Source organism: Micromonospora sp. C95, assembly GCF_018070465.1.
Lineage (GTDB): Bacteria > Actinomycetota > Actinomycetes > Mycobacteriales > Micromonosporaceae > Micromonospora.
The window spans coordinates 109,044-132,778 of sequence record NZ_JAGPXT010000011.1; the positions used below are offsets into that span (position 1 = coordinate 109,044).

At 70.7% G+C, this 23,735-nt stretch carries 18 protein-coding genes; 11 read left to right on the forward strand and 7 right to left on the reverse strand.

Annotated elements, in window-relative coordinates; translation table 11 throughout:
- Positions 1–30: 30 nt before the first annotated feature.
- Positions 31–603 carry a TetR/AcrR family transcriptional regulator gene (locus KBX00_RS15665; RefSeq protein WP_210827552.1) on the reverse strand — a complete coding sequence of 191 codons (573 nt, stop codon included), beginning with the start codon at positions 601–603 and terminating at the stop codon, positions 31–33.
- A gap of 154 nt (positions 604–757) precedes the next feature.
- Between KBX00_RS15665 and KBX00_RS15670 the strand changes: the two genes are divergently transcribed.
- Complete coding sequence (locus tag KBX00_RS15670; RefSeq protein WP_210827554.1) at positions 758–1,402, forward strand: HAD family hydrolase; 645 nt, start codon at positions 758–760, stop codon at positions 1,400–1,402.
- 155 nt (positions 1,403–1,557) lie between these two features.
- Positions 1,558–2,490 carry a serine protein kinase RIO gene (locus KBX00_RS15675; protein WP_210827556.1) on the forward strand — a complete coding sequence of 311 codons (933 nt, stop codon included), beginning with the start codon at positions 1,558–1,560 and terminating at the stop codon, positions 2,488–2,490.
- A gap of 136 nt (positions 2,491–2,626) precedes the next feature.
- On the opposite strand, the gene KBX00_RS15680 is transcribed toward KBX00_RS15675, so the two are convergent.
- Complete coding sequence (locus KBX00_RS15680; protein WP_210827558.1) at positions 2,627–2,875, reverse strand: DUF2630 family protein; 249 nt, start codon at positions 2,873–2,875, stop codon at positions 2,627–2,629.
- Positions 2,876–3,183: 308 nt separating this feature from the next.
- Between KBX00_RS15680 and KBX00_RS15685 the strand changes: the two genes are divergently transcribed.
- The 3 genes from KBX00_RS15685 (at position 3,184) to KBX00_RS15695 (ending at position 6,712) form a co-directional block, all read left to right on the forward strand.
- Positions 3,184–5,574 (forward strand): nitrate- and nitrite sensing domain-containing protein, encoded by a 2,391-nt coding sequence (locus KBX00_RS15685; protein ID WP_210827560.1) that lies wholly within the window; start codon positions 3,184–3,186, stop codon positions 5,572–5,574.
- An 85-nt stretch (positions 5,575–5,659) separates the two neighbouring features.
- Complete coding sequence (locus KBX00_RS15690; RefSeq protein ID WP_210827562.1) at positions 5,660–6,082, forward strand: roadblock/LC7 domain-containing protein; 423 nt, start codon at positions 5,660–5,662, stop codon at positions 6,080–6,082.
- Between the two features lie 30 nt (positions 6,083–6,112).
- Positions 6,113–6,712 carry an ATP/GTP-binding protein gene (locus KBX00_RS15695; RefSeq protein WP_210827564.1) on the forward strand — a complete coding sequence of 200 codons (600 nt, stop codon included), beginning with the start codon at positions 6,113–6,115 and terminating at the stop codon, positions 6,710–6,712.
- A 63-nt stretch (positions 6,713–6,775) separates the two neighbouring features.
- On the opposite strand, the gene KBX00_RS15700 is transcribed toward KBX00_RS15695, so the two are convergent.
- The gene (locus KBX00_RS15700) at positions 6,776–9,631 is read right to left on the reverse strand and encodes an aconitate hydratase (protein WP_210827567.1); all 2,856 of its coding nucleotides are present in this window, start codon (positions 9,629–9,631) and stop codon (positions 6,776–6,778) included.
- 474 nt (positions 9,632–10,105) lie between these two features.
- A complete protein-coding gene (locus KBX00_RS15705) occupies positions 10,106–10,765 on the reverse strand; it encodes a C39 family peptidase (protein WP_210826683.1) in 660 nt (219 codons plus the stop codon).
- Positions 10,766–11,353: 588 nt separating this feature from the next.
- Here KBX00_RS15705 and KBX00_RS15710 point away from each other — a divergent pair.
- Positions 11,354–13,027 carry a right-handed parallel beta-helix repeat-containing protein gene (locus tag KBX00_RS15710; protein ID WP_210827569.1) on the forward strand — a complete coding sequence of 558 codons (1,674 nt, stop codon included), beginning with the start codon at positions 11,354–11,356 and terminating at the stop codon, positions 13,025–13,027.
- Positions 13,028–13,035: 8 nt separating this feature from the next.
- Here KBX00_RS15710 and KBX00_RS15715 read toward each other — a convergent pair whose 3' ends face one another.
- Positions 13,036–13,242: a hypothetical protein gene (locus KBX00_RS15715; protein ID WP_301547999.1), complete on the reverse strand. Its 207-nt coding sequence runs from the start codon at positions 13,240–13,242 to the stop codon at positions 13,036–13,038.
- A gap of 19 nt (positions 13,243–13,261) precedes the next feature.
- Here KBX00_RS15715 and KBX00_RS15720 point away from each other — a divergent pair, with 19 nt between their 5' ends.
- Complete coding sequence (locus KBX00_RS15720; RefSeq protein WP_210827571.1) at positions 13,262–13,921, forward strand: hypothetical protein; 660 nt, start codon at positions 13,262–13,264, stop codon at positions 13,919–13,921.
- Between the two features lie 37 nt (positions 13,922–13,958).
- Positions 13,959–14,348 carry a hypothetical protein gene (locus tag KBX00_RS15725; protein ID WP_210827572.1) on the forward strand — a complete coding sequence of 130 codons (390 nt, stop codon included), beginning with the start codon at positions 13,959–13,961 and terminating at the stop codon, positions 14,346–14,348.
- Positions 14,349–14,505: 157 nt separating this feature from the next.
- On the opposite strand, the gene KBX00_RS15730 is transcribed toward KBX00_RS15725, so the two are convergent.
- Entirely contained in the window at positions 14,506–14,655 is a 150-nt protein-coding gene (locus KBX00_RS15730) for a hypothetical protein (protein ID WP_210827573.1), read from the reverse strand.
- A 12-nt stretch (positions 14,656–14,667) separates the two neighbouring features.
- On the opposite strand from KBX00_RS15730, the gene KBX00_RS15735 reads away from it, so the two are divergent.
- The 3 genes from KBX00_RS15735 to pulA all read left to right on the forward strand — a co-directional run bounded on the left by KBX00_RS15735 (position 14,668) and on the right by pulA (position 21,753).
- Positions 14,668–15,354: a cellulose binding domain-containing protein gene (locus tag KBX00_RS15735; RefSeq protein WP_210827574.1), complete on the forward strand. Its 687-nt coding sequence runs from the start codon at positions 14,668–14,670 to the stop codon at positions 15,352–15,354.
- A gap of 79 nt (positions 15,355–15,433) precedes the next feature.
- Positions 15,434–16,129 carry a cellulose binding domain-containing protein gene (locus KBX00_RS15740; RefSeq protein WP_210827575.1) on the forward strand — a complete coding sequence of 232 codons (696 nt, stop codon included), beginning with the start codon at positions 15,434–15,436 and terminating at the stop codon, positions 16,127–16,129.
- 131 nt (positions 16,130–16,260) lie between these two features.
- Positions 16,261–21,753: a pullulanase-type alpha-1,6-glucosidase gene (pulA, locus tag KBX00_RS15745; protein WP_210827576.1), complete on the forward strand. Its 5,493-nt coding sequence runs from the start codon at positions 16,261–16,263 to the stop codon at positions 21,751–21,753.
- 109 nt (positions 21,754–21,862) lie between these two features.
- Here the strand turns inward: pulA and KBX00_RS15750 are convergent, their stop codons facing one another.
- Positions 21,863–23,533, reverse strand: coding sequence for a hypothetical protein (locus tag KBX00_RS15750; protein ID WP_210827577.1), 1,671 nt, complete (start codon positions 23,531–23,533; stop codon positions 21,863–21,865).
- Positions 23,534–23,735 lie beyond the last annotated feature (202 nt).

A 23,735-nucleotide genomic window follows, 5' to 3' on the forward strand; every position in this document is an offset into this window, starting at 1 on the left:
GTCGAGTTACCTTCCCGTTACCTGCCGAGTTCAGCGTCGGCGTACGGCCTCCTCGACCAGGTCGAGCACCGCGCCCAGGTCACCGGCGGGTCGGCCCATGGCCAGGTGCAGCACCAGCCCGTCATAGGCGAGTTCGAGGAAACGGGCCAGCACGTCGATGGGGATGTCCTCGCGGAGTACGCCAGCCTCGCGTTGGCGGGCCAGCCGGTCCCGGGTCGCCTCGGCGATGGCGGCCGACCGCTCTGCCCAGCGCTTGGCGAAGGTGGGGTCGGTACGCAGCCGTCGCGACACCTCCAGCTGGCTGCCCAGCCATCCGGTGGTGTCCGGCGAGACCGCCCGGGCGAGCAGGTCACGCATCACCTGGACCAGTCCGTTGCGGGCGACGGTCTCCACCATCGTGGCGGCGTCGTCCTCGGCGACGGCCAGGAAGAGCGAGTCCTTGTCCCGGAAGTGGTGGAAGATCGCGCCACGGGAGAGGCCGGTGGCCTCCTCCAGCCGGCGTACGGTCGCGCCCTCGTAGCCGTGCCGGGCGAAGCAGGCTCGCGCGGCGGCGAGGATCTCCTGTCGGCGGGCGTCGAGCTGATCCTGGCTTACTCTGGGCACGTGTCGATCGTGTCAGCTCCCCTCTGCTGACGCAAACCGTACGTACGGCTTGGTTTTCGGTGAGCGGGTCGCGGGCGGCGGCCGCTCCCGACCGACACCACCGCGTAACCTTCCGCCCTGTCGGCGAGGTACCCGATTCCCGTAAGGTGCCCGAGTGCCGCTGCTCCTGTTGGATCTGGACAACACCCTGCTCGATCGGGCCGGGCCGTTCCGCACCTGGGCGCAGCGCTTCCTCGACGGCATCGGCGCACCACCGAACGACATCGAGTGGCTGCTGTCAATCGACGCCGACGGGCTGACGGATCGCTGGGACGTGGCGGACGCGATCCGGGACCGCTACCGGTTGCGGATTCCCTCCATCGACCTGGTGGAGGAACTGCATGACGGGGTCGTCGAGTTCACCCGACTGGATCCGCTGGTGGCGTGCGCCCTGCGGATCGCCGACGACGCCGGCTGGATGCCGGTGGTGGTGACCAACGGCGCGGTTCGGCAGCAGGACACCAAGATCCGTCGCACCGGGTTGGACCGGTACATCGCCGACTGGGTGATCTCCGAGGAGGCCGGGGTCAGCAAGCCCAACCCCCGCATCTTCGCGCTCGCCGCGCAGCGGGCCAGGATGCCGCTGCGCGGGGCCTGGGTGGTCGGGGACGGCCCGGAGGCGGACATCGGCGGCGCCACCGCCGTCGGCCTGCCCAGCATCTGGCTGCACCGGGGGCGTCCCTGGACCGACGCCCGGTTCGCGCCCACCGCGACGGTGGACACCGTGATCGCGGCCATCGCCGAGATCATGGGCGCCTGACTAATTCGGTTGACCCGGCGGGTACCGCCGACGAGCATGGTCCATGCATCGTGCGAGCCGGGCGTGCGCCCGGTCGAGGAGAGGAGGTCGGTCATGGCCGTCTTCGCAGGTCACTTCCTGCCTCCCGACACCTCGACAAAGGGATTACCCGCACCATGCGTGATCACGACTCTCCGGTGCCCGAGCGCCGGACCCGCGGCCGACGCCGCTTCGACGACGACGAACCGCACTTCCTGAAGCGCGGCCGCCCGACCGGCCCCGCTCCCACCGACCCCGACGAGCCCGACCCGGAGACCGACGAAACGTGGTCCTCCTGGGACGACGCGCTGCACGGTCCGCAACCCCACCCGCCCTGGCTGGTCACCGAGCTGGCCGCGAAGGACACCGAACTCGGTGTGCTCAAGACCGGCAAGGAGGCGGACGTCCACCTGGTGCGCCGGGGGCTTCCCGGGACGGACCGGTCCTGCCTGCTGGCGGCGAAACGTTACCGGGACCCTCGGCACCGGCTGTTCCACCGGGACGCGGGGTATCTCGAAGGGCGCCGGGTACGCCGCTCGCGTGAGATGCGGGCGATGACCGGCCGGACCGCGTTCGGCCGGCAGATGATCGCCGGGCAGTGGGCGGCGGCGGAGTTCGCCGCCCTCAGCCGGCTCTGGGAGATCGGTACGCGCTACGGCACCGTCACCGTGCCGTACCCGGTACAGCTGCGGGGCACCGAGCTGATGCTGGAGTTCCTCGGTGACGCCGACGGGGGGAGGGCCGCACCCCGGCTGGCCGAACTGCGCCCGTCCCCGGCCGAACTGCGCGACCTGTGGGGGCAGTTGGTCGACTCGCTCGTCGTCCTGGCCCGGGCCGGGTACGCGCACGGTGACCTGTCGCCGTACAACCTGCTGGTGCATGCGGGACGGTTGGCGCTCATCGACCTGCCACAGGTGGTCGACGTCGTGGTGAACCCGCAGGGGCGGGAGTTCCTCGCCCGCGATGTTCGCATCGTCGCCACCTGGTTCGCGGCCCGGGGCCTGCCGGCGGATCTCGTGGACCCGGCGGTGCTGACCGAGATGCTGTGCCGCGAGGCCGGTCTGGCCTGACCGGCGGGCTCCGGGTGGTGGTCACCGCTCCCCGGAGCCCGTTGCGGTTACTCCTTCCCGCGCGACCTCGACCGCGTGGCGGGTACCGCCGCCGACCCGGCGACCGGCCGGACGGCGGCGTGCGGGTGAGTGGACCTCACTGCAGATACCGTTCGACCTCGGACGCCGGGCGGGCGCCCTGGGCCTCGGGATCGCCGTGGGCCTGCCGGGCGGCGCGGCGGCGGCGCAGCAGGTCCCAGCACTGGTCGAGGGATTCCTCCAGCTCACGCAGGCGGGTGCGGGCGTCGTCGTCGGTGCCCGTCTCGTGGGCCTGGGCCTGGGCGCGTAGCCGGTGCTCCTCGTCGACCAGATCGGAGATCCGGCTCAGGATGGTCTTGTCGTCCATGTCCCTGAGCCTGGCACAGTGGGACCGACCACCGCCCGCATTCCCGTCGGCGAATCCCACGGACGGGCTCACCGGCACCGGCGAGTGACCGGCGCGACGGGCGGTGGCCAGCCGTCTCGGCCGGCGGTCATTGATGGGCCGGGCCGACATGACGTAGATCACCCGACCGGCGACGGGCGGGCCGACCACGGCATGATCACGAGCGCTTGAGTTGATCCGGTGACGTTGTTAGGTTGCGCCGGGGTCGGTGTGCTGTGCGCCTCACTCCTGACTGATCGGTCAACTAGCTCAGGGCCAGGGACGGTGTAATGGGTTCCCGCAGTAGGAGTCTGCGTACCAAGGTGGTGGCCCTGTTGGCCGCACTTGTGGCGCTGTGGGGCTTCACCGCCTGGGTCACCGTCCGCGATGGAGTCAACCTGCTCGGCGTGCGGGCGCTCGACGTGCAGGTCTTCGACCCCACGGAGCCGCTGCTGCTGCAGTTGCAGCTGGAGCGGCGTACCTCGTTGGTCCACCTGGGACGCCCGAACGACGCGCAGCTGGACGAGCTGACCCGGTTACGTGAGCGCACCGACCAGTTGGCCGCCGAGTTCGCCGAGTCGTCCGACAACTGGCAGGTCGGCCTGCTCGGCAGCGACGCGTTGCACGACCGCATCGCCGAGCTGAAGCGGCAACTGGCCGCGCTGGCCGACGCGCGTACCGCCATCGACGGGCGCAACATCGGCCGCAGCGACGCCGGTGCGACGTACACCGCGCTGATCGGATCGATCTACGCGGTGTACGACGAACTCGGCAATGTCGACGACGACCAGATCGCCGATGACACCGCACAACTGATCCGGCTCTACCGGGCTCGGGAGCTGCTGTCCCAGGAGGACGCCCTGCTGGCCGGCGTGCTCGCCGCGGGCCGGATCACCCCGGCCGAGCGGGCCGAGTTCACCCGGGTCGTCGGTGCCCGTCAGTTCGTCGCCGAGCAGGCGATCGTCCGGCTGCCCGAGGCCGACCGGCGCCGCTACGAACAGCTGGTCACCGGCGCGAACTTCCGGCGGCTGGCCGACCTGGAAACCCGGATCATGAACGGCGACGGCACCTCCCGACCGCCGTTCTCGACCTCGGACTGGTCGAACGTCACCGCTGCGGCGCTGATCGAGATCGGTGACGTGGTGCTGGCCGGCGGTGACGACATCGTCAAGAACGCCACACCGGTCGCGATCGGCGTCATCGTCCGGCTGGTCCTCGGCGCAGGTCTCGGCCTGCTCGTGGTCATCGCCTCGGTGGTCGTCTCGATCACCACGGCCCGGGCCCGGGTACGGCAGTTGCGCCGACTGCGCGACGCGGCGCTGGAGTTCGCCGACGAACGGTTGCCGCGCGTTGCGGAGCGGCTCGGGCGCGGTGAACAGGTGGACATCGCCGAGGCGGCACCGCCGCTGCGCTTCGGTGACGACGAGATCGGCCAGGTGGGCCGGGCCTTCGACGTGGTGCGGCAGAGCGCCGTCCGCACCGCCGTCGAGCAGGCCGAGCTGCGTGGGGCCGTACGCGAGGTGTTCCTGGGCCTGGCCCGGCGTACCCAGGCCCTGGTGCACCGGCAGCTCGCTCTGCTCGACTCGATGGAGCGGCGCGAGCACGACGCCGAGGAACTGGAAGACCTGTTCCGCGTCGACCATCTCGCCACCCGGATGCGGCGCAACACGGAGAACCTGATCATGCTCTGTGGCGCCACCCCCGGCCGGGCCTGGCGCCGCGGTGTGCCGATGGTGGACGTGATCCGGAGCGCGGTCGGTGAGGTGGCGGAGTACACCCGCGTCACGGTGCTCGCGGTCGGCGATGTCTCGCTGGCCGGGCGGGCCGTCGGTGCGGTCATCCACCTGCTCGCCGAGCTGATCGAGAACGGACTCGCCTTCTCGCCGCCGCACACCAGGGTCGAGGTCCGTGGGCAACTGGTCGCCAACGGCTTCGCCATCGAGGTCGAGGACCGCGGTCTGGGCATGACCGAGGAGGACCGCGCCGCCGCCAACCATCGGATCGGAGACGGTGGCGAGCAGACCCGCGCCGATGCGGCCCGGCTGGGCCTCTACGTGGTGAGCCGGTTGACCGACCGGCACGGTGTGCGGGTCCGGCTCCGGAAGTCGGCGTACGGCGGGACGACCGCCGTGGTGCTGATCCCGAGCGACCTGGTCATCGGGGACGAGACCGAGCCGAGCAGGCCGGCGGAGGCCTCGGCGGCCGGCGCCGATGGATCCGGACTGTCGACCGACTCCCGACGTCGTGCGGGGCACGATGCGGCGTTGGACGGACCGACCATCCCGATCGGACTGCCGGTCAACTCCACGTCCGGCGACGGCCCGCCGTGGCCACCGCACCGGCCGGCGCGTCCCGGCCCGGTCGCTGGTGCGGTCTCGGCCGCCGGTCCGCCGCCCGAGCTGGGCGACCCCACAGTTACCGGGATCGAGCCGACCCGCACCGAGTCGGGCCTGCCGGTCCGGGTACGCCAGACGAGCCTGGCACCGGGGTTGCGGGCCGAGCCCGCGGCGGTGGCGGAGAGCGACGACACGATCCGGGAGCCGGAGCAGGTCCGGCGCATGATGAGTTCGTACCAGACCGGCACCCGGCGGGGACGTTCCGACGCCGCCCGGCTGCTCGGTGCTGGCGGTCGGCCCGGGCCCGACGATGAGTCCGACGACGCCGATCAACAGGCGCCCTGACCGGGGTGCGCTGCCCGGTCAGCCGGGGAGAACGGTCAGGCCCGAGTGAGCCGGTGATGAGCCGGAGGAGAAGAGGGACGACGACGTGGCGCAGAAGACGGCTTCGAGTGCCGACCTGACGTGGTTGCTGGATGATCTTGTTGGCCGGGTCAAGCAGGCCGAGCACGCGGTCGCGTTGTCCGCCGACGGCCTGCTGATGGCCTCCTCGCAGGGGCTCAGCCGCGACGACGGCGAGCACCTGGCAGCGATGGCGGCCGGCATCCAGAGCCTGGCCCGTGGCGCTGGCAAGCGGTTCGGTGGCGGGCAGGTGCAACAGACGATCATCGAGATGCAGTCGTCGTTCCTGTTCGTCACAGCCGCCGGCCGCAACGCCTGCCTGGCGGTGCTGGCCAGCGAGGACGCCGACGTCGGTCTGATCGCGTACGAGATGGCCATGCTGGTCACCCGGGTCGGCAAGTACGTCGCGTCGCCGCCCCGGCCGGCCGAGCAGACCGGCGGAGAGCAGTAACCCTACACAGCATCTTCGAGGCGGTTACCAATGGACTACGGGCACGCTGAGCGGCCGTCGGGCGCGGCCACGCTGCCCACCGCGATCAAGATCCTGATCGCCGGCGGGTTCGGGGCGGGTAAGACCACCTTGGTCGGTGCGGTAAGCGAGACGCGCCCGCTGCGGACCGAGGAGGTGCTCACCGAGTCGGGAGTGGGCATCGACGACCTGGAGGGCGTCGAGACGAAGCGGACCACCACCGTCGCGATGGACTTCGGCCGGATCACCATCAGTGACGATCTCGTGCTGTACCTGTTCGGTACCCCGGGTCAGGACCGGTTCTGGTTCGTCTGGGACGAGTTGGCCCTCGGGGCGATCGGCGCGGTGGTGCTCGCCGACACTCGTCGGCTGGCCGACTGCTTCCCTTCCATCGACTACTTCGAGGGCCGGGGAACACCGTTCCTCGTCGCGGTCAACTGCTTCGAGGGAGCCCGCCGGTATCGGCTCGACGAGGTGCAGGCGGCGCTGAACCTCGACCCCGAGGTGCCGGTGTTGCTCTGCGACGCCCGGCAGCGGGAGTCGGCCAAGGAGGTGCTCATCATGCTCGTGGAGCACGCCATGAAGACCCGGGCGGCCGGTCGCACCGACTGACGGGGCCTGCAGAAGCTGAGGGCTCCCACCCCGGCGGGGTGGGAGCCCTCACGGCATCGCGAGTCAGCTGGCGATCATGCGCCGCAGTACGTACTGCAGGATGCCGCCGTGCCGGTAGTAGTCCGCCTCACCCGGGGTGTCGATCCGCACCACCGCGTCGAACTCCACCCCACCGTCGGTGGTGACCTGCACCGTGCGTGGGGTGTCGCCGTCGTTGAGGGCGGTGACCCCGGAGATGGAGAAGGTCTCGGTGCCGGTGAGCCCCAGCGACTCGGCGTTCTCCCCGGCGGGGAACTGCAACGGCAGCACGCCCATCCCGATCAGGTTGGAGCGGTGGATCCGCTCGTACGACTCGGCGATGACCGCCTGCACGCCGAGCAGCATGGTGCCCTTGGCCGCCCAGTCCCGCGACGAGCCGGATCCGTACTCCTTGCCGGCCAGGATGACCAGCGGCACGCCCGCCTCCTGGTACGCCATGGCGGCGTCGTAGATCGACGTCTGCTCCCCGGTCAGGTGGTTGATCGTGAAGCCGCCCTCCACGCCGGGCACCAACTGGTTACGTAGCCGGATGTTGGCGAAGGTGCCCCGGATCATCACCTCGTGGTTGCCCCGGCGCGAGCCGTAGGAGTTGAACTCGTGCCGTGGCACCCCGTGCTCGGCGAGGTACTGCCCGGCGGGGGAGTCGGCCTTGATGGAACCGGCCGGCGAGATGTGGTCGGTGGTCACCGAGTCGCCGAGCTTGGCCAGCACCCGAGCCGGACCGATGTCGGAAACAGGCGCCGGTAGGCGCCCCATGCCCTCGAAGTACGGGGGCTTGCGGACGTAGGTCGAGTCGCCGTCCCAGGCGAAGGTGTCCCCGGTCGGGGTCGGCAGCGACTGCCAGCGCTCGTCACCGGCGAAGACGTCGGCGTACGCGGAGCTGAAGCCGGTGGCGCCGATCGCGGAGGCGATCACGTCCTGGATCTCGGCGGTGCTCGGCCAGATGTCGCGCAGGAAGACCGGGTTGCCCGCGCTGTCCTCACCGAGCGGCTCGTTGGCCAGGTCGATGTCCATCGTGCCGGCCAGGGCGTACGCTACCACCAGCGGCGGGGACGCCAGGTAGTTCATCTTCACGTCCGGGTTGATCCGGCCCTCGAAGTTGCGGTTGCCGGAGAGCACCGAGACCACCGCGAGGTCGGCCTCGTTCACCGCGGCGGAGATCTCCTCCGGCAGCGGGCCGGAGTTGCCGATGCAGGTGGTGCAGCCGTATCCGACCAGGTGGAAGCCGAGCTTCTCCAGGTACGGCGTGAGACCGGCCCGCTCGTAGTAGTCCATCACCACCTTGGAGCCGGGCGCGAGGGTGGTCTTCACCCACGGCTTGCGGTTCAGGCCCTTGTCCACGGCGTTGCGGGCGAGCAGCGCCGCACCGATCATCACCTGCGGGTTGGAGGTGTTGGTGCAGGAGGTGATCGCGGCGATCACCACGGCGCCGTGGTCCAGCTCGAACTCGGTGCCGTCGGCACCGGTGACCCGGATCGGGTTGCTGGCCCGACCGCCCGAGCCCACGGCGGCGTTCACCAGGTCACGGGGCGCGTCGGCCGGGTCGTCGATGCCGTTGGCCGGGGAGTCGCTGGCCGGGAAGGACTCGGCACTGGCCTCGTCGGCGTGGCCGGTCACGCCGTACGGCTGCTCCTGCTGCGGGACGCCCGGCTTGCGACCCGGGTCGCCACCGGTCTCGTCGGCGGACACGTAGTCGGTGAGCGCCGAGCGGAACAGGGTCTTGGCGTTGCCGAGCGGCACCCGGTCCTGAGGGCGCTTCGGCCCGGCGAGAGAGGGCTCGATGGTGCCCAGGTCGAGTTCCAGCTGCTCGGAGTAGACCGGCTCGTCGTCCGGGTCGTGCCAGAGGCCCTGCTCCTTGGCGTACGCCTCGACCAGGGCGACCTGCTGCGGGTCGCGGCCGGTCAGCTCCAGGTAGCGGACGGTCTCGGCGTCGATCGGGAAGATCGCGACGGTGGAGCCGTACTCCGGGGACATGTTGCCGATGGTGGCCCGGTTGGCCAGCGGCACCGCGCTCACACCGGGGCCGTAGAACTCGACGAACTTGCCGACCACACCGTGCTTGCGCAGCATCTCGGTGATGGTCAGCACCAGGTCGGTGGCGGTGGTGCCGGCCGGCATCTCACCGGAGAGCTTGAAGCCGACGACCCGCGGGATCAGCATGCTCACCGGCTGGCCGAGCATGGCGGCCTCGGCCTCGATGCCGCCGACGCCCCAGCCCAGCACGCCCAGGCCGTTGACCATCGTGGTGTGCGAGTCGGTGCCGACGACCGTGTCCGGGTACGCCTGGCCGTTGCGCTCCATGATCGTACGCGCCAGGTACTCGATGTTGACCTGGTGCACGATGCCGGTGCCCGGCGGGACCACCTTGAACTCGTTGAACGCGCTCTGGCCCCAGCGCAGGAACTGGTAGCGCTCCTTGTTGCGGGCGTACTCCAGCTCGACGTTGCGCTCGAAGGCGTCCTCGCGACCGAACAGGTCGGCGATGACCGAGTGGTCGATGACCAGCTCGGCGGGGGCGAGCGGGTTCACCTTGGTCGGGTCACCACCCAGCTCGCGAACGGCCTCACGCATGGTGGCCAGATCGACCACGCACGGTACGCCGGTGAAGTCCTGCATCAGCACCCGGGCCGGGGTGAACTGGATCTCGACGTTCGGGTCCGCGGTCGGGTCCCACGCACCGAGCTGGCGGATGTGTTCGGCGGTGATGTTCGCGCCGTCCTCGGTCCGCAGCAGGTTCTCCAGCAGGATCTTCAGGCTGTAGGGGAGCCGTTCCTGGCCCTCCACCTTACTGATCTTGAAAATCTCGTAGCTCGCGTCTCCGACGCGTAGCTGGGTCTTCGCACCGAAGGTGTCGAGGCTCGCCACGTCGTACTCCTTCACACCAGCGACCGTGAGTAGTCCTGAGCAGTCTTTCGCACCGGTCGGAGCGCTGCCGTGCTTAGGCAACACTTACCGCCGATTCGCGCCATCAACAAAACCGTACGTCCGTCTTGCTATTGGCGCAACCCGGTGTCACCAGGTGGGCGGGAGGTGCCTCCCCTCGTGGCGGGACGGGAGCCAGCAACTTCGGGGGATGTTGCTGGGTCGCGTTGTTTTGACACGGCAGTTTCCCTCTGCGGTGGCCTGTCCGTCGCGTGCCGTCGTAGCGTCCGGCCCCCCGCCGCCATCGGCGTGGTCCCCGCTGGCGGCGAGGCGAGGCCGCAACTTCGGGGATGTTGCTGGCTGGCTGCGGTTTCAGGCTGCAACATCCCTGATGTTGTCGCATCCTGCGGTGCGGTGCGGTGGTGGGGATTGGGGGTGGGGACGACGAAGGGCCGGCCCCGGGTGGGGCCGGCCCTTCGTGGTGTTGGGTTGTCAGGAGGTGGCGGTGTAGCCGCGGGTGGCGATCCAGTCGGCGAGGGCGTCGATGCTCATCCGGTAGGAGGCCTGGGCGGGGTCGGCGGAGTCGGCGATGGTGACCGTGTCGCCGCCGTCGCGGTAGCCGACGACGCTGATGTAGTGGCCGCCTTCGAAGCTGTGCGTGGTGCCGTCGGTGTCGGTGGCGGTGCCGGCGATGTTGGCGACCACGGCACGGCCGTTGTCGACGGTGCGGACGATGTCGTCGCGCAGCTTGTCGGTCTGCTTGTCGTCGGCCTTGGTGTCGGTGATCTCGACCGACTTGTAGACGTCCTTGCCGGTCTCCTTGTTCAGTACCGGGGTGATGTCGTTGATGGAGTTGGTGCCGGCCTCGGTGGTGCGCATTTCCTTGGCCATGGTGTCCACGTCGATGTTCTTGCCCTGCACGCTGAGTGCGTTGCGGGCGGCGGCGGGGCCGCAGTAGTAGAAGTTCGGCTGCGCCTCGTAGCGGACGCCGAGTTCGCGCTCGCCACCGGCCTTGCGGTCGGTCTGTACCTGTGCGGCCGGCTTGGTGGTGGGGGCGGCGTGGGCGGCGACGGCGGGGCCGGCGATGCCACCGGCGGTGGCGGCGGCTGCGGCGATGGTCAGGGCGGTCTTGCGCAGGATGGTGGTAGCCATGATGGTCTGCACCTTTCGGTCGGGGGTGCGTGGCGGTGCCCGCGGTAAGGGGGATGCGGGTGGGCCTCGCGTGAAAGGGAAGACGTGCTACGAGCTGGTCCGTTGCCCGGAGACGGTGTAACGCCGGGTGGTGCGGGGTCATTCCGGGGCTCGCGGCCCGGCCGGATGTAACGCCGGGTGGGCCGGGATCATTCCGGGGGCTCGCCCGGCCCGGGGGATGTGACGCCGGGTGGTGCCGGAGTCATTCCGGGGGATCCTCGCCGGGGGGCCTGGTGCGATGTTCCGGGGGGTGTAACGCCCGGCGGTGGGGGGTCATTCCGACCCGGCCCGGGACGCGGCGCTGGGGGCGCTCGCGGTTACGCCATGTACAACCACCGGCCCGGGTCCACGATTCCGCCGGTGCGGTGACCGACGCCACCACAAACCGGAGCTTTCCGGACATAAGGCGTCTGAATGCACGTCATCAGGTCCGCCCGCCTGTGCCGGTGCCCGGGTGGCATGGCGGTGGTGTGACTGGCGAGGCGTTTTCGGCCGGGGAGATGGGGAAAGCGGCGGCCGGCAGGAGGTAACGACCGAGGGGAGAGGTCCGTGCGGCAGCAGGACCGGTCCACCGCCATCCGCGAGCGCCTGTCACCGGTCGCCGGTGCGCCGCTGTGGTGCGACGCGCTTGATTTCGGACTTCGGGGCGATGGGGTCACCAACGACCAGCCCGCGCTGTCTGCGCTGGTCGACCGCCTGGGCGAGGGATACGCCGCCGACAGCCGGGCACGGGTCATCTACTGCCCGCCCGGGATCTACTCGATCCGGGACGCGGGCACGGTGTGGCGCAGCGGGGTGTCACTGATCGGCGCCGGGCCGGGAGCGACCCGGTTCGTGCTGAGCAACGAAGGCAACCGCGCCGACCCGACGCCGCTTGCCTTCTGGACCACGGTGCAGCACGGCGCCGACCGGGACCGGCACATCGCCGACTGCACCTTCGCCGACTTCGAGATCGACGGCTCGGGCGTGGCCATGGCCGAGTACAGCTATCTGGCCAAGGGACTCGGCCTGCAGTACGTGGTGCGGGGCGTCTTCCGCAATCTCTACATCCACCACACCGGCGCCACCGGACTCGGTTGCGACTTCCTCCAGGACAGCCTGATCGACGGCGTGGTGGTGGTCGGGTGCGGGCGGCTGGACACCGGTGAGGAGATGGGCGGTGCGGGCATCGGCATCGGCATCGGTGGCTGGGGTGCCGTGGAGCGTTGCACCATCAGCAACTGCACAACCCTCGGCAACGGCACCAACGGGATCTTCCTTGAGCTGCAGAAGCCGTACTGGACGCCGCCACGCGGGTACCGCATCATCGGCTGCCACAGCCAGGCCAACCGGTTCGGCATCTCGGACTGGGGCGCAGACGGCCTGATCGTCTCCGCCTGCACGCTCACCGGGAACCTGGAGGCCGGCTTCGACGTCTCTGCCAACGGCACGGCCGGTATCGCCGGCCGGGGCGGCATCCTGAGCGACTGCGTGATCGACCGCAATGTCCGCGACGGGATCAGCGTGGGCAACACCCCCGGGCCGTACACGATCCGGGGCAATCGGATCAGCGGCAACGGCTGGTACGGGTACCACCAGCACAGCCTGGGCAACGGCTACGAGGGCCCGGCGTCGGATGTCGTCGTCGACAGCAACGAGTTCTGGGACAACGGTCTGGACGGGATCCGGGTGGACCGGCCGATGGTCGACGCGACGGTGACGAACAACCGGATCCGGAGCAACGGCCGGCAGTGCGCCCCGGCGGCCACCGGCTCCGGGGAGTCGGTGCGATACGGCCGGCGTGCCGTGTCCGACCGGGCGGCAGCGTGGTCGATCGACGGGCACCGCGGCAAGCTGCTCCGGGTGGGGTCCCGACTGGCGCTTGTGGTCGGCAACACCGAGATGGAGTTGGAACTGGCCGACCTACGGCCGGACGCTGCGATCGCCTGGAACGAGGACGTGCCACCACCCGGCGCGCGCTACGAGTTGCCGGCGGCGGCACCGGTACGGGCCGGAATCACCGTCAACGCCCACTTCGAGTCCGCGACAGTGCGCGGCAACCGGATCTGGGACAACCGCGACGACCCGACCCAGAGTTACGGCATGTGGATCAGCGATCAGGGTGCCTGTGTCTCCTGCCGGGTCGAGGACAACGACCTGGCCGGCAACGCCGAGGCCGCGCTGCGACTGGACAACCAACCGGTCGGCGGCCGGTGGGACCGTAACCACGCCGAAGTGGACTGAGGGGCGCCTCAGCCGTCGTCGTCGGCCGGGGAGACCGAGTCGGCCGGGGAGACCGAGCTGGCCTCTGCGTGCCGGTCGCGCAGCCGGGCCCGGATCTCCTCCGGGGTGTACGCGCGCCGCCGCCGTTCCGCTCGGGCGATCACCACGCCGGAGGCCGCGACACCGGCCAGACCGGCCAACCCGAGGACCTTCCACCACCGCATCCGTCGCCGCATCCGCTTAGGGTAGTCCCCTATGAGCATCAGCCTGGACGAGGCGGTGGAGCTGACCCGTACCGGCGATCTGTGGGTCTTCCGTGGCCGCAGCGTGCCCGACCGGGCCATCCAGTTGACCACCAACAGCCCGGTCAACCATGTCGGCATGGCGGTGGTGCTGGACGACATGCCGCCGCTGATGTGGCACGCCGAGCTGGGCCGGTCGCTGCCGGACCTGTGGACCGGCAGCCACCAACGTGGCGTGCAGTTGCACGACCTGCGCGACGCGGTCTGCGTCTGGGGCAACCGGTACGGCCAGCGTGGCTGGCTGCGCCAGCTCGAGCCACCGGCCGATGCGGAGATGGAGCGGTCGGTGCTGCGGACCGTCGCCCGGCTGGACGGCACACCGTTCCCGTCCACCGCGCAGCTGGCCTGGCGTTGGTTGCGGGGCCGGGTACCGTCGACGCGGTTGCCGCTGCCAGCGGCGTGGCGACGCGGCCAGACGGCGCGGGACCTGGCGCTGGAGACCGCGTACTGCGCCGAGGTCGTCGCGGTCACCTACGAGGCGATGGGTCTGCTGCCGGTCGGACGACGACCGAGCTGGTACGACCCGGGCCGGTTCTGGAGCGGGGACGACCTGGGTCTGCACGGTGGTGCCCGGCTGGGCAGCGAGATCGAGGTGCGGATCCCGCCGCGTTGAGGTTTCGGCCTGACGCGCTCCGGCAATTGGTTGCGGCGTGACTGCTTCCACCGATCTCGACCTGCTGACCGACTTCTTCGACCGGTACGGGGTGGCGTTGACTGTCGGTGACGTGCCGGCGATCGCCGGCTGTTACGCCCTGCCCGGGCTGGTGGTCGCCGACACCTACAGCTTCTCGTTCAACTCGCCGGCTGCCGTCGCGCTGTCCTTCGTGGGCGCCGCGCCGGACTACACCGAGCGCGAGCTGGTCGCGGCGCACGCCGACATCGAGCAGGTACAGCAGATTTCCGCGCTGCTCGTGGAGGTGGCGGTGCGGTGGGAGTTCCTGGACAGCCAGGGCCGGCAGGTGCCCGGCGAACGGTACCGCTACCTGCTGCGCCGCACCGAGCAGGGGTTGGCCATCTGCACCGTGGTCCGGACGGGCTGAGCCAGCGGGACGACGCTGGCCGCCGACCGGCCAGGTAGGGCACGTCGCTGGTTGCGAAACGTCGCGCGGGTCGGACGGCTTCGGCGCCTGCCCGTTTCGCGCCCCGGGCCGGCGTGACTAGGCTGCCCGTCGGCGACGACGAGTGGGGACCTCAATGTCAGTGCGGCCGTCCGGTGATGACGCCAACGACGATGCCACCGGTGACCGGTACGGCGACGACAACCGTCCCGGCACCGGTGACCGGCACGACGATGCCGACGATGCCAGCGCTGACCGGAAAGGCGACGGTGGCGCCACCGGTGGGCATGCCCTGTCCAGGATGATCGCCTCCGCGCCCTGGGTGGTGGTGCTGGTCGGCGTCGCGGTCCTGGCGGTGCTGCTGGTGGTGGCGCTGTTGTCGTTCCGTGGTCCCGAAAGTCCGTCGGCCTGGTCGCCGGGCCCGCCGGTGAGCCTGCCGACAGCCGGGCAGGGCGGCGAGTCGACGCCCACGGCACGGTCGACCGCCTCGACCGGTCCGTCCGCCTCGGCCACCTCGACGGCTTCGGTGAGCCCGACCGGCTCACCCTCGCGGTCCGGCTCGCCGGAACCGCCGACCGACCCGTCGGGTACCGGATCGGTCGTCCGGCCGGACGCCAGCCGGTCGCCGAGTGCGTCGGCACCGGCGGCGCCGGCCGACGAGGGTGGGGCGGTCACCGCCAGCTACCGGGTGCAGGACAGCGACGACGCGGACCATTTCGAGGCCCAGTTGGTGGTCCGCAACGGCACCAGCCGGTCGGAAGACTGGCAGGTGGAGTTGCGTTTCAGCGGCGGCGTCACCGGCATCCGCGCCTCCAGCGGCCCCGGAGTGTCGGTGACCATCAGGGGTAGCGGCTGGTACCTGCTCAGCGGCACCGGTCAGCTCGCCGCCGGCGCCCAGCAGTCGGTGCAACTGCGGTTCACCCGTACCGGGGGCGGCGAGTACCCGACACAGTGCACGGTGAATGGATCCGGCTGCGGGATGGGGTAGGACAGTTCATGATTCGTCCGGCACTTTCCGGCGCGGCTGAAGATCGTTACGCTTGCCGGGCTGCCCGCTGAGGAGAGACATGTCCGGTACGCGTCGCGCTCCCCGTCAGTTCCCGCCGCACGGCTCCGCCGCCGTGGCTTCCTCGCCGTGGATCCTGGTGTCGATCGGGGTCGTCATCATGGTGGTGCTGCTCGTCATCGCGGTCGGCGCGTACCGGGGTCCCGGGCCGGACTTCCAGCCGGTGCCGCCGGGGCAGCCCCCGGTCGCCGCCGCGCCGATACCCGAGCGGGCCTCCTCGGCGGATCGGGAGGTGTCGACACCGCCGTCGGTCGCGGTGCCCGGGCTGTCCCCACGCCGGACCGACCCGCCGAGCCCGACCCCGAGCGCCTCGCGCACGACGTCCCCGCCGCCATCGGCGGCACCGTCCCGTACGACGGAGCCGCCGGCACCGCCGCCCGCGCCGATCGACGCGCGTTACCGGGTCTTGCACACGTTTCACGGCGGCTTCATCGCCGAGGTGTCGATCCGCAACACCTCCCATCGTGACCTGGACTGGGTGGCGCGGGTGGACTACCCGGGCGGGCGGGTGGTGACCGCCTGGCTGGAAGGCGTGCCGCAGGGGACGTTCAGCGGCACCGGCGGGACGCTTACCTACCGCAGCGGGCCGGACCTGGATGCCTGGTCGTCGGTGTACCTGCGCTTCCACATCGAGTCGGCCGATCCCCGTCCCGCGAGCTGCACCGTCTCCGGGCGCACCTGCCGCAGTCGTCGTTAGCTCACGCGCACGGGTGACGGTCCCGTCTTGCGCAAGTGTCTGCTTTGTTGCGGGCCTGTTTGCAAGGTATTGCAGAATTTTTCGGCAAGGGCTAGCGTGCGGGCCAATCAGCGACCAGAGGAAGGCCGTCGATGAAACCCCCGCCGACACCGCGAAAAATCCTGCTCGCCCTCGTCTTCCTGCTCACCGTCACCCTGGTCGGCACGCCCGTCGCGGTGACCCCCGCCGCCGCGATCGGTCGGTCCGCCGGCATCGGGGCACCGAGCGCCACCGGTGCCGTCACCTGGCACCGGGAACCCTCCGCCACGGCCCTGCTCGCGGCCGGCCGCAACCAGGCGAAGGCCGAGCAGTTCTACTTCGTACTGCCGGACCGGTTCGCCAACGGCGATCCGCGCAACGACCGCGGCGGCCTTGCCGGCGACCGGCTGCGCACCGGGTACGACCCCACGGACAAGGGGTTCTACCAGGGCGGTGACCTCAAGGGACTTACCGAGCGACTCGACTACATCGAGGGGCTGGGCACCACCGCCATCTGGCTGGCACCGGTGTTCAAGAACCGGCCGGTGCAGGGTGCGGGCGACGACGTGTCGGCCGGCTACCACGGCTACTGGATCACCGACTTCACCCAGGTCGACCCCCACTTCGGCAACCCCGCCGACCTGAAGAAACTGGTCAAGCTCGCGCACCGGCGCGGCATCAAGGTCTACCTCGACGTCATCGTCAACCACACCGCCGACGTCATCGCCTACGAGGAGGACACGTACACCTACGTCGACAAGGCGACCGCACCCTACCGCGACGCGCAGGGCCGACCGTTCGAGGACCGTAACTACGCCGACGGCAGCCGCGACTTCCCGAAGGTCGACGGCGACTCGTTCCCGTACACCCCGACGTTCGAGACCCGGGCCGACGCGAAGGTCAAGGTCCCGGCGTGGTTGAACGATCCCACCATGTACCACAACCGCGGTGACTCCACCTTCGCCGGGGAGAACAGCGAGTACGGCGACTTCTTCGGCCTCGACGACCTGTGGACCGAGCGGCCCGAGGTGGTCCGTGGCATGACGGAGATCTACGCTGACTGGGTGCGGGCGACCGGTGTCGACGGCTTCCGGCTGGACACGGTCAAGCACGTCAACATGGACTTCTGGCCGCAGTTCAGCCAGGGGGTGCAGCAGGCGGCGGCCCGCGCCGGCAAGCGGGACTTCTTCATGTTCGGCGAGGTGTACAGCGCGGACCCGGAGATCGCCTCCAGCTACGTGCGGCAGGGCGGGCTGCCCGCCACGTTGGACTTCGGCTTCCAGGAGGCCGCGCGCGGCTACACCGCGAACGACGGATCGGCCAAGGCGTTGGCCGAGCTCTACGCCCGCGACGACCTCTACGCCGCCCGGGACACCCACGCCGGGCGGCTCACCACCTTCCTCGGAAACCACGACATGGGCCGGATCGGCTCGTTCATCGCCAACGGCCCCACCGACCCGGCCAGCCACCTGCGTCGGGACCAGCTCGCCCACGAGCTGATGTTCCTCACCCGGGGCCAGCCGGTGATCTACTCCGGTGACGAGCAGGGCTTCACCGGCGCCGGCGGGGACAAGGACGCCCGGCAGCCGATGTTCGCCTCACGCACCCCGGACTACCTCGACGACGACCTGCTCGGCACCGACCGCAGCCACGCGGTCGACCAGTTCGACCCGACGCACCCGCTCTACCGCACCATCGCCGACCTGGGCCGGTTGCGCCAGGCCCACCCGGCCCTGCGCGACGGCGTGCAGGTCACCCGGTACGCCGCCGACGGACCCGGGGTCTTCGCCTTCTCCCGGTTCGACCCGGACGACCGCACCGAGTACCTGGTCGCGGTAAACAACGCCACGAGCGCGCAGACCGTCACCGTGGACACCTGGTCGGGCGGTGCCACCTTCACGGGCATCCACGGTGCCACCGCCCGACCGGTCGCCACGGGCGACGGGAAGCTGACCCTGACCGTGCCGCCCCTGTCGGCGGCGGTGCACCGGGCGGACAAGCCGGTAGCACTGCCCGACGCCAAGCCGGGCATCACCATCACCGCGCCCGCCGGATCGCCGGCCACCCGGGCCGAGGTGACCGCCCAGGTCACCGGCGACCCGCTGGCCCACGTCGCGATGGCCACCCGGGTGGCCGGCGGTAAGTGGACGCTGCTCGGCTCCGCCCAGCGTGCGCCCTACACCGTGCACCACGACCTGACCGGTCTGGCTGCCGGCACGAAGATCGAGTACAAGGCGGTGGTCCGCGACGGCCGGGGCCGCACCGCCGCCGCCCGGTCCACCACCACCGTCGGCACCCCGGACCTGCCCGGCTCGTCGCGGGACTGGCTGGTGGTCCACCACCAGCGCCCCGACGGCGACTACGCCGACTGGGGGCTGTACGCCTGGGGTGACATCGACCCGGAGTACGCCACCGAGTGGCCGCAGGGGCAGCCGTTCGCGGGAAGCGACGCGTACGGACGGTTCGCCTGGGTGAAGCTCAAGCCCGGCGCGAAGACCGTCGGGTTCCTGGTGGTCGACGCCGACGGCAACAAGGACGTGGACAACGACCGGACCGTGGACGTGACCCGCACCGGTGAGGTCTGGGTCAAGCAGGGCGACCCGGCGACGTACCAGACCCGGGAGGAGGCCACCGGCGAGCCCGCCCCGCCGGTCGAGGAGGGCACGGCGGTCATCCACTACCACCGCCCCGACGGCGACTACGACGGCTGGGGCCTGCACCTGTGGGACGGCGCGGCCACCCCCACCGACTGGGCGACGCCGATGCCGCCGACCCGGACCGACTCCTTCGGCGCGGAGTTCCGGGTGCCGCTGGCCGAGGGCGCGACCGGGCTGAGCTACATCATCCATCGCGGCGACGAGAAGGACCTGCCGCAGGACCAGCGGCTCGACTTCGCCGACGCCGGCCGTGAGGTCTGGTTGCTCGCCGCGACTCCGGGCCGGCTGTTGCCGGCGACGGCCACCGGATCCGGTACGGACGCCGACATCAGCAAGCAGCGGGCGCACTGGATCGACAGGTCCACCGTCGCCTGGCGCACCGGCCCCACCGACGGTCGGGCGTACGCGCTGGTGGCCGCGCCGACCGGCGGGGTGCGCGTGGTCGACGGCGAGCTGGTCGGGACGTACACCTCGCTGCCGTTGACCGCGCGGCGCAACGGGCTCACCGAGGCCCAGCGCGCGACCTTCCCGCACCTGTGGGACCACCGGGCCTTCACCCTGGACCGACGCGATCTGGCCAGGGTGCCGGCGGCCCTGCGCGGGCAGCTGCTGGTGACCGAGCGGGCCGCCGACGGCACCCTGCTCGGCGCCACCGGCGTGCAGATCCCGGGTGTGCTCGACGACGTGTACGCGCCGGCCACCGCCGCGCGGCTCGGTGCCACGTTCACCGGTGGTGTACCGACCCTGTCGGTCTGGGCACCCACCGCCCGGACGGTGTCGCTGGAGTTGTACGACGCGCCGACCGCCACCGCGCGACAGGTGGCGATGCGCCGCGACGACCGCACCGGCGTGTGGTCGGTACGCGGGCAGCGGTCCTGGAGCGGCAAGTACTACCGCTACCGGGTGCAGGCGTGGCAGCCGGCCACGCAGCAGCTGGTCACCGCCTCGGTCACCGACCCGTACTCGGTGGCGCTGGCGGCGGACTCCACGCACAGCCAGATCGTCGACCTGACCGACCCGAGACTCGCCCCGGCGGGCTGGGCGCGGCTGCGCAAGCCGGCCGCGGTGCCGCCGGCCAGGGTGCAGATCTCCGAGCTGTCGGTGCGGGACTTCTCCATCGCCGACGACACCGTGCCGCCGCAGCGGCGGGGCACCTTCCTCGCCTTCACCGACCCGGCCACCGCCGGCATGCGCCACCTGGGGGCGATAAGCGACGCCGGGGTGACCCACCTGCACCTGCTGCCGGCGTTCGACTTCGCCACCATCCCCGAGCGCCGGGCCGACCAGCGGCAGCCGGACTGTGACCTGGCCGCCCTGCCACCGGACTCGGAGCGGCAGCAGGAGTGCGTGGCCGAGGTGAAGGAGACCGACGGCTACAACTGGGGGTACGACCCGCTGCACTACACCGTCCCCGAGGGCGGGTACGCGGTCGACCCGGCCGGCGCCGGGCGCACCACCGAGTTCCGGCAGATGGTGGCCGGGGTCAACGGCGCGGGCCTGCGGGTGGTCATGGACGTGGTCTACAACCACACCTCGGCCGCCGGCACCGACCCGAAGTCGGTGCTGGACCAGATCGTGCCCGGCTACTACCACCGGCTGCTCGACGACGGCACGGTGGCCACCTCCACCTGCTGCGCGAACACCGCGCCCGAGCACGCCATGATGGGCAAGCTGGTGGTGGACTCGCTCGTCACCTGGGCGAAGGCGTACAAGGTGGACGGGTTCCGGTTCGACCTGATGGGCCACCACCCGAAGGCGAACATCCTGGCCGTACGCGCCGCACTTGACGAGCTGACGGTGGCCCGGGACGGGGTGGAGGGCAAGGACATCCTGCTCTACGGCGAGGGCTGGAACTTCGGCGAGGTGGCCGACGATGCCCGCTTCGTCCAGGCCAGCCAGGCCAACATGGCCGGCACCGGGATCGGCACGTTCAACGACCGGCTACGCGACGCGGTGCGCGGCGGCGGCCCGTTCGACGACAACCCACGCCGGCAGGGCTTCGCCTCCGGGCTGTACACCGACCCCAACGGCGATCCGGTGAACGGCTCGGCCGCCGAGCAACGGGCCCGGCTGCTGGCTCAGCACGACCTGGTCAAGGTGGGCCTGACCGGCAACCTGCGCGGCTACCGGTTCGTCGACTCGGCGGGCCGGCAGGTCACCGGCGCCGAGGTGGACTACAACGGCTCGCCGGCCGGCTACACCGACGCGCCCGGGGAGGCGGTCACCTACGTCGACGCGCACGACAACGAGATCCTGTACGACGCGCTGGCGTACAAGCTGCCGCAGGACACCTCGGCCACGGACCGGGCCCGGATGCAGGTGCTGGCGCTGAGCACGGTGGTGATGAGCCAGGGCGCCGGCTTCGTCACCACCGGCACCGAGCGGCTGCGGTCGAAGTCGCTGGACCGTAACTCGTACAACTCGGGGGACTGGTTCAACCAGATCCGGTGGGACTGCGCCCAGGGCAACGGCTTCGGCATCGGGCTGCCGGCGGCCGAGGACAACCGGGACAAGTGGCCGTACGCGAAGCCGCTGCTGGCCGATCCGTCGCTGGTGCCGGACTGCGCGGCGGTCGAGTTGACCGACGCCCGCTACGCCGAACTGCTGCGGATCCGGGCCTCGTCGCCGGTCTTCGGGCTGCCCACCGCGAAGGAGGTGCAGCGCCGGGTCGCCTTCCCGCTGTCCGGCGCGGACGAGACCCCGGGGGTGCTCACCATGACCCTCGACGCCGGTGGGCTCGGTGGTGCGTGGAGGTCGGTGACGGTGGTCTTCAACGCCACCCCGGAGACCGCCACGCAGCGGGTGACCGGACTGCGCGGGGCGGACGTGACGCTGCACCCGGTGTTGCGCTCCTCGGCCGACCCGGTGCTGCGTACCGCGGCCTTCGACCGGGCCAGCGGCACGTTCACCGTACCGGCGCGCAGTGTGGCGGTGTTCGTCCAGCGGTAGTGCCGTGCCGGTGACACGCTCCGGCCCCGCCGGTCCGATCCTGCTGGATCGTCCCGGCGGGGCCGAAGTCCCCGTCACCTCGGTCCGGCGGGTGCCGGCACCGCGTTGATCAGCCGAAGCAGTTCGGGATCGGGGTGAAGGTGCCGGCGCAGTTGGTCGGCTTGTTGGCCGTGATGGCCGACTTGTCGTCCACGTTCACCTCACCGAGGAAGCTGAAGACACCGCCAGCGGTGAGCGTGGCGAAGTTGTGCGCCACCTTCGTCTTCTCCAGGTCGATCACACCGGCGACGGTGAAGATGCCGCCGCCGACGCCCAGCGGGCCGACGGCCCGGTTGCCGCTGATCTCGCTGTGCCGGAAGGTCGCCTCACCGGTGCCGTTGAACACGCCACCGCCGAAGAAGCCGGCCTTGTTCTCGACGATCTTGGTCTCCTCGACGTTGGCGATCGCGCGGAAGCCGAGGGCCAGGCCACCGCCGACACCGACCGTGGTGTTCTTGGCGACCTCGACGTGGGCCAGTTCGAGGGTGCTGTCGTCGCCGGCCGCGGTGACGCCGCCGCCGGCCAGGACCGCGGTGTTCCCGGTGATCTTGGAGTACCGGACGGTCGTGTTGCCCTCGATGTCGAGCACGCCACCGCCGAAGCCGAGCACCTCGTTGCTGGTGATTTCGGTCTTCTCGATCCAGGCGGTGCCGCCGTCGATGTCCCGACGGAAGATGAACGCCGCGCCGTTGGCGATGCCGCCACCGCCGATGATCGCGTCGTTGTTCTTCACGGTCGACTCGGCCACCCGCAGCACGCCCGCGTTGAAGATGCCGCCGCCGTAGAGGAAGGCGGTGTTGTCCGCGACCGTGGTGTGGTAGAGGCTGGCCTTGCCGAAGTTGGCCAGGCCACCACCGACGCCGCCGGCCTGGTTGGCGACGATGTGCGTCTCCTCGAAGGAGGCGGTGCCGCCGGGCTGCACGAGCACGCCACCACCGTCGTTCGACTCCGGTTCGACAAGCACCGACGGTGCGCTCGCGGCCTTGGCCTTGAGCGCGATGCCCTTCGGCTCGGCCTGGAGCAACGGCAGGTACTCCTGCTTCGCCTCGGCGGCCTTCGTCGCCTCGACCGAGTTGGAGAACCGCGACCAGACCGCTTCCGGCGTGTCGCCGTTGACCGGCAGCGCCCGGGTCTGACCGTTCTTGATGGTCAGGCCCTTGACGGTCAGGTTTCCGCCGCGACCCACGTTGAGGATCCGGAACTCCTCGGCCGTGGCGTCCCGGACGATCTTGGTGTCGTGGCCCTTGAGCACCACGTTCTCCGTGATCACCGGAAGGCCGTTCGGGCCGGTCCCGTCGCCGTAGTCGGAACGGGTCAGGGAGTAGGTGCATCCCTTGGCGAGGTTGAGCACAGCGCCGTGGTTCTCGTTGGCGTAGACCAGGGCCTGGATCAGCTTGTCGCTGTCGCAGGGCACCTCCTTGCCGTGGTCCCGCTTCTCGTCGTCCCGCTTCTGGTCGTGCCGGCCACGCTCGTCGGCGGCGTCGTCGGCCCGGTCCTCCTTCTTGCCCTTGTGCTCCTCGGGCGCTACCGCGTTCTGGTCGCCGTCCCTGCTGACCTGCTGGGCGGTGGACCAGCGCAGACCATCGGTACCAACCGCGCCGGCGCCGGTGGCGACCCCGACGGCGGCGATGCTGACCACGCCGGTGAGCCCGGCGACGCCACTGGCGAGCCAGAGCTTACGACGCCGCTTGGGCGTCGCCTCCGGCTCGCTGGCGTTGTTCTTAGCTACATAGTTGGACATCGGAGCTCTCTGCCCTCTCGTCGTACCAGACAGGGTCGTCACGCACAGGCGAGCGTCCCCTGCTACAAATCGGTTGTAGCTCCCAGAACCACCGTATGAGAATGTTCCTCGCCTCAGGCCCTTATCCGAAATAACCCCACATTAGGTACGACGGTGACTAGCGAGACCCAGGGCCGTGCTGATCGGCACGCCCGGGTGGCTT

What these genes read in the sequence shown, in the direction of transcription:
- KBX00_RS15675 (WP_210827556.1), top strand. Translation starts at nt 1,558, where the DNA reads ATGCGTGATCACGACTCTCCGGTGCCCGAGCGCCGGACCCGCGGCCGA.
- KBX00_RS15680 (WP_210827558.1), bottom strand. Translation starts at nt 2,875, where the DNA reads ATGGACGACAAGACCATCCTGAGCCGGATCTCCGATCTGGTCGACGAG.
- KBX00_RS15685 (WP_210827560.1), top strand. Translation starts at nt 3,184, where the DNA reads ATGGGTTCCCGCAGTAGGAGTCTGCGTACCAAGGTGGTGGCCCTGTTG.
- KBX00_RS15695 (WP_210827564.1), top strand. Translation starts at nt 6,113, where the DNA reads ATGGACTACGGGCACGCTGAGCGGCCGTCGGGCGCGGCCACGCTGCCC.
- KBX00_RS15705 (WP_210826683.1), bottom strand. Translation starts at nt 10,765, where the DNA reads ATGGCTACCACCATCCTGCGCAAGACCGCCCTGACCATCGCCGCAGCC.
- KBX00_RS15715 (WP_301547999.1), bottom strand. Translation starts at nt 13,242, where the DNA reads ATGCGGCGACGGATGCGGTGGTGGAAGGTCCTCGGGTTGGCCGGTCTG.
- KBX00_RS15720 (WP_210827571.1), top strand. Translation starts at nt 13,262, where the DNA reads ATGAGCATCAGCCTGGACGAGGCGGTGGAGCTGACCCGTACCGGCGAT.
- KBX00_RS15730 (WP_210827573.1), bottom strand. Translation starts at nt 14,655, where the DNA reads ATGCCCACCGGTGGCGCCACCGTCGCCTTTCCGGTCAGCGCTGGCATC.
- KBX00_RS15735 (WP_210827574.1), top strand. Translation starts at nt 14,668, where the DNA reads ATGATCGCCTCCGCGCCCTGGGTGGTGGTGCTGGTCGGCGTCGCGGTC.
- KBX00_RS15740 (WP_210827575.1), top strand. Translation starts at nt 15,434, where the DNA reads ATGTCCGGTACGCGTCGCGCTCCCCGTCAGTTCCCGCCGCACGGCTCC.
- pulA (WP_210827576.1), top strand. Translation starts at nt 16,261, where the DNA reads ATGAAACCCCCGCCGACACCGCGAAAAATCCTGCTCGCCCTCGTCTTC.
- KBX00_RS15750 (WP_210827577.1), bottom strand. Translation starts at nt 23,533, where the DNA reads ATGTCCAACTATGTAGCTAAGAACAACGCCAGCGAGCCGGAGGCGACG.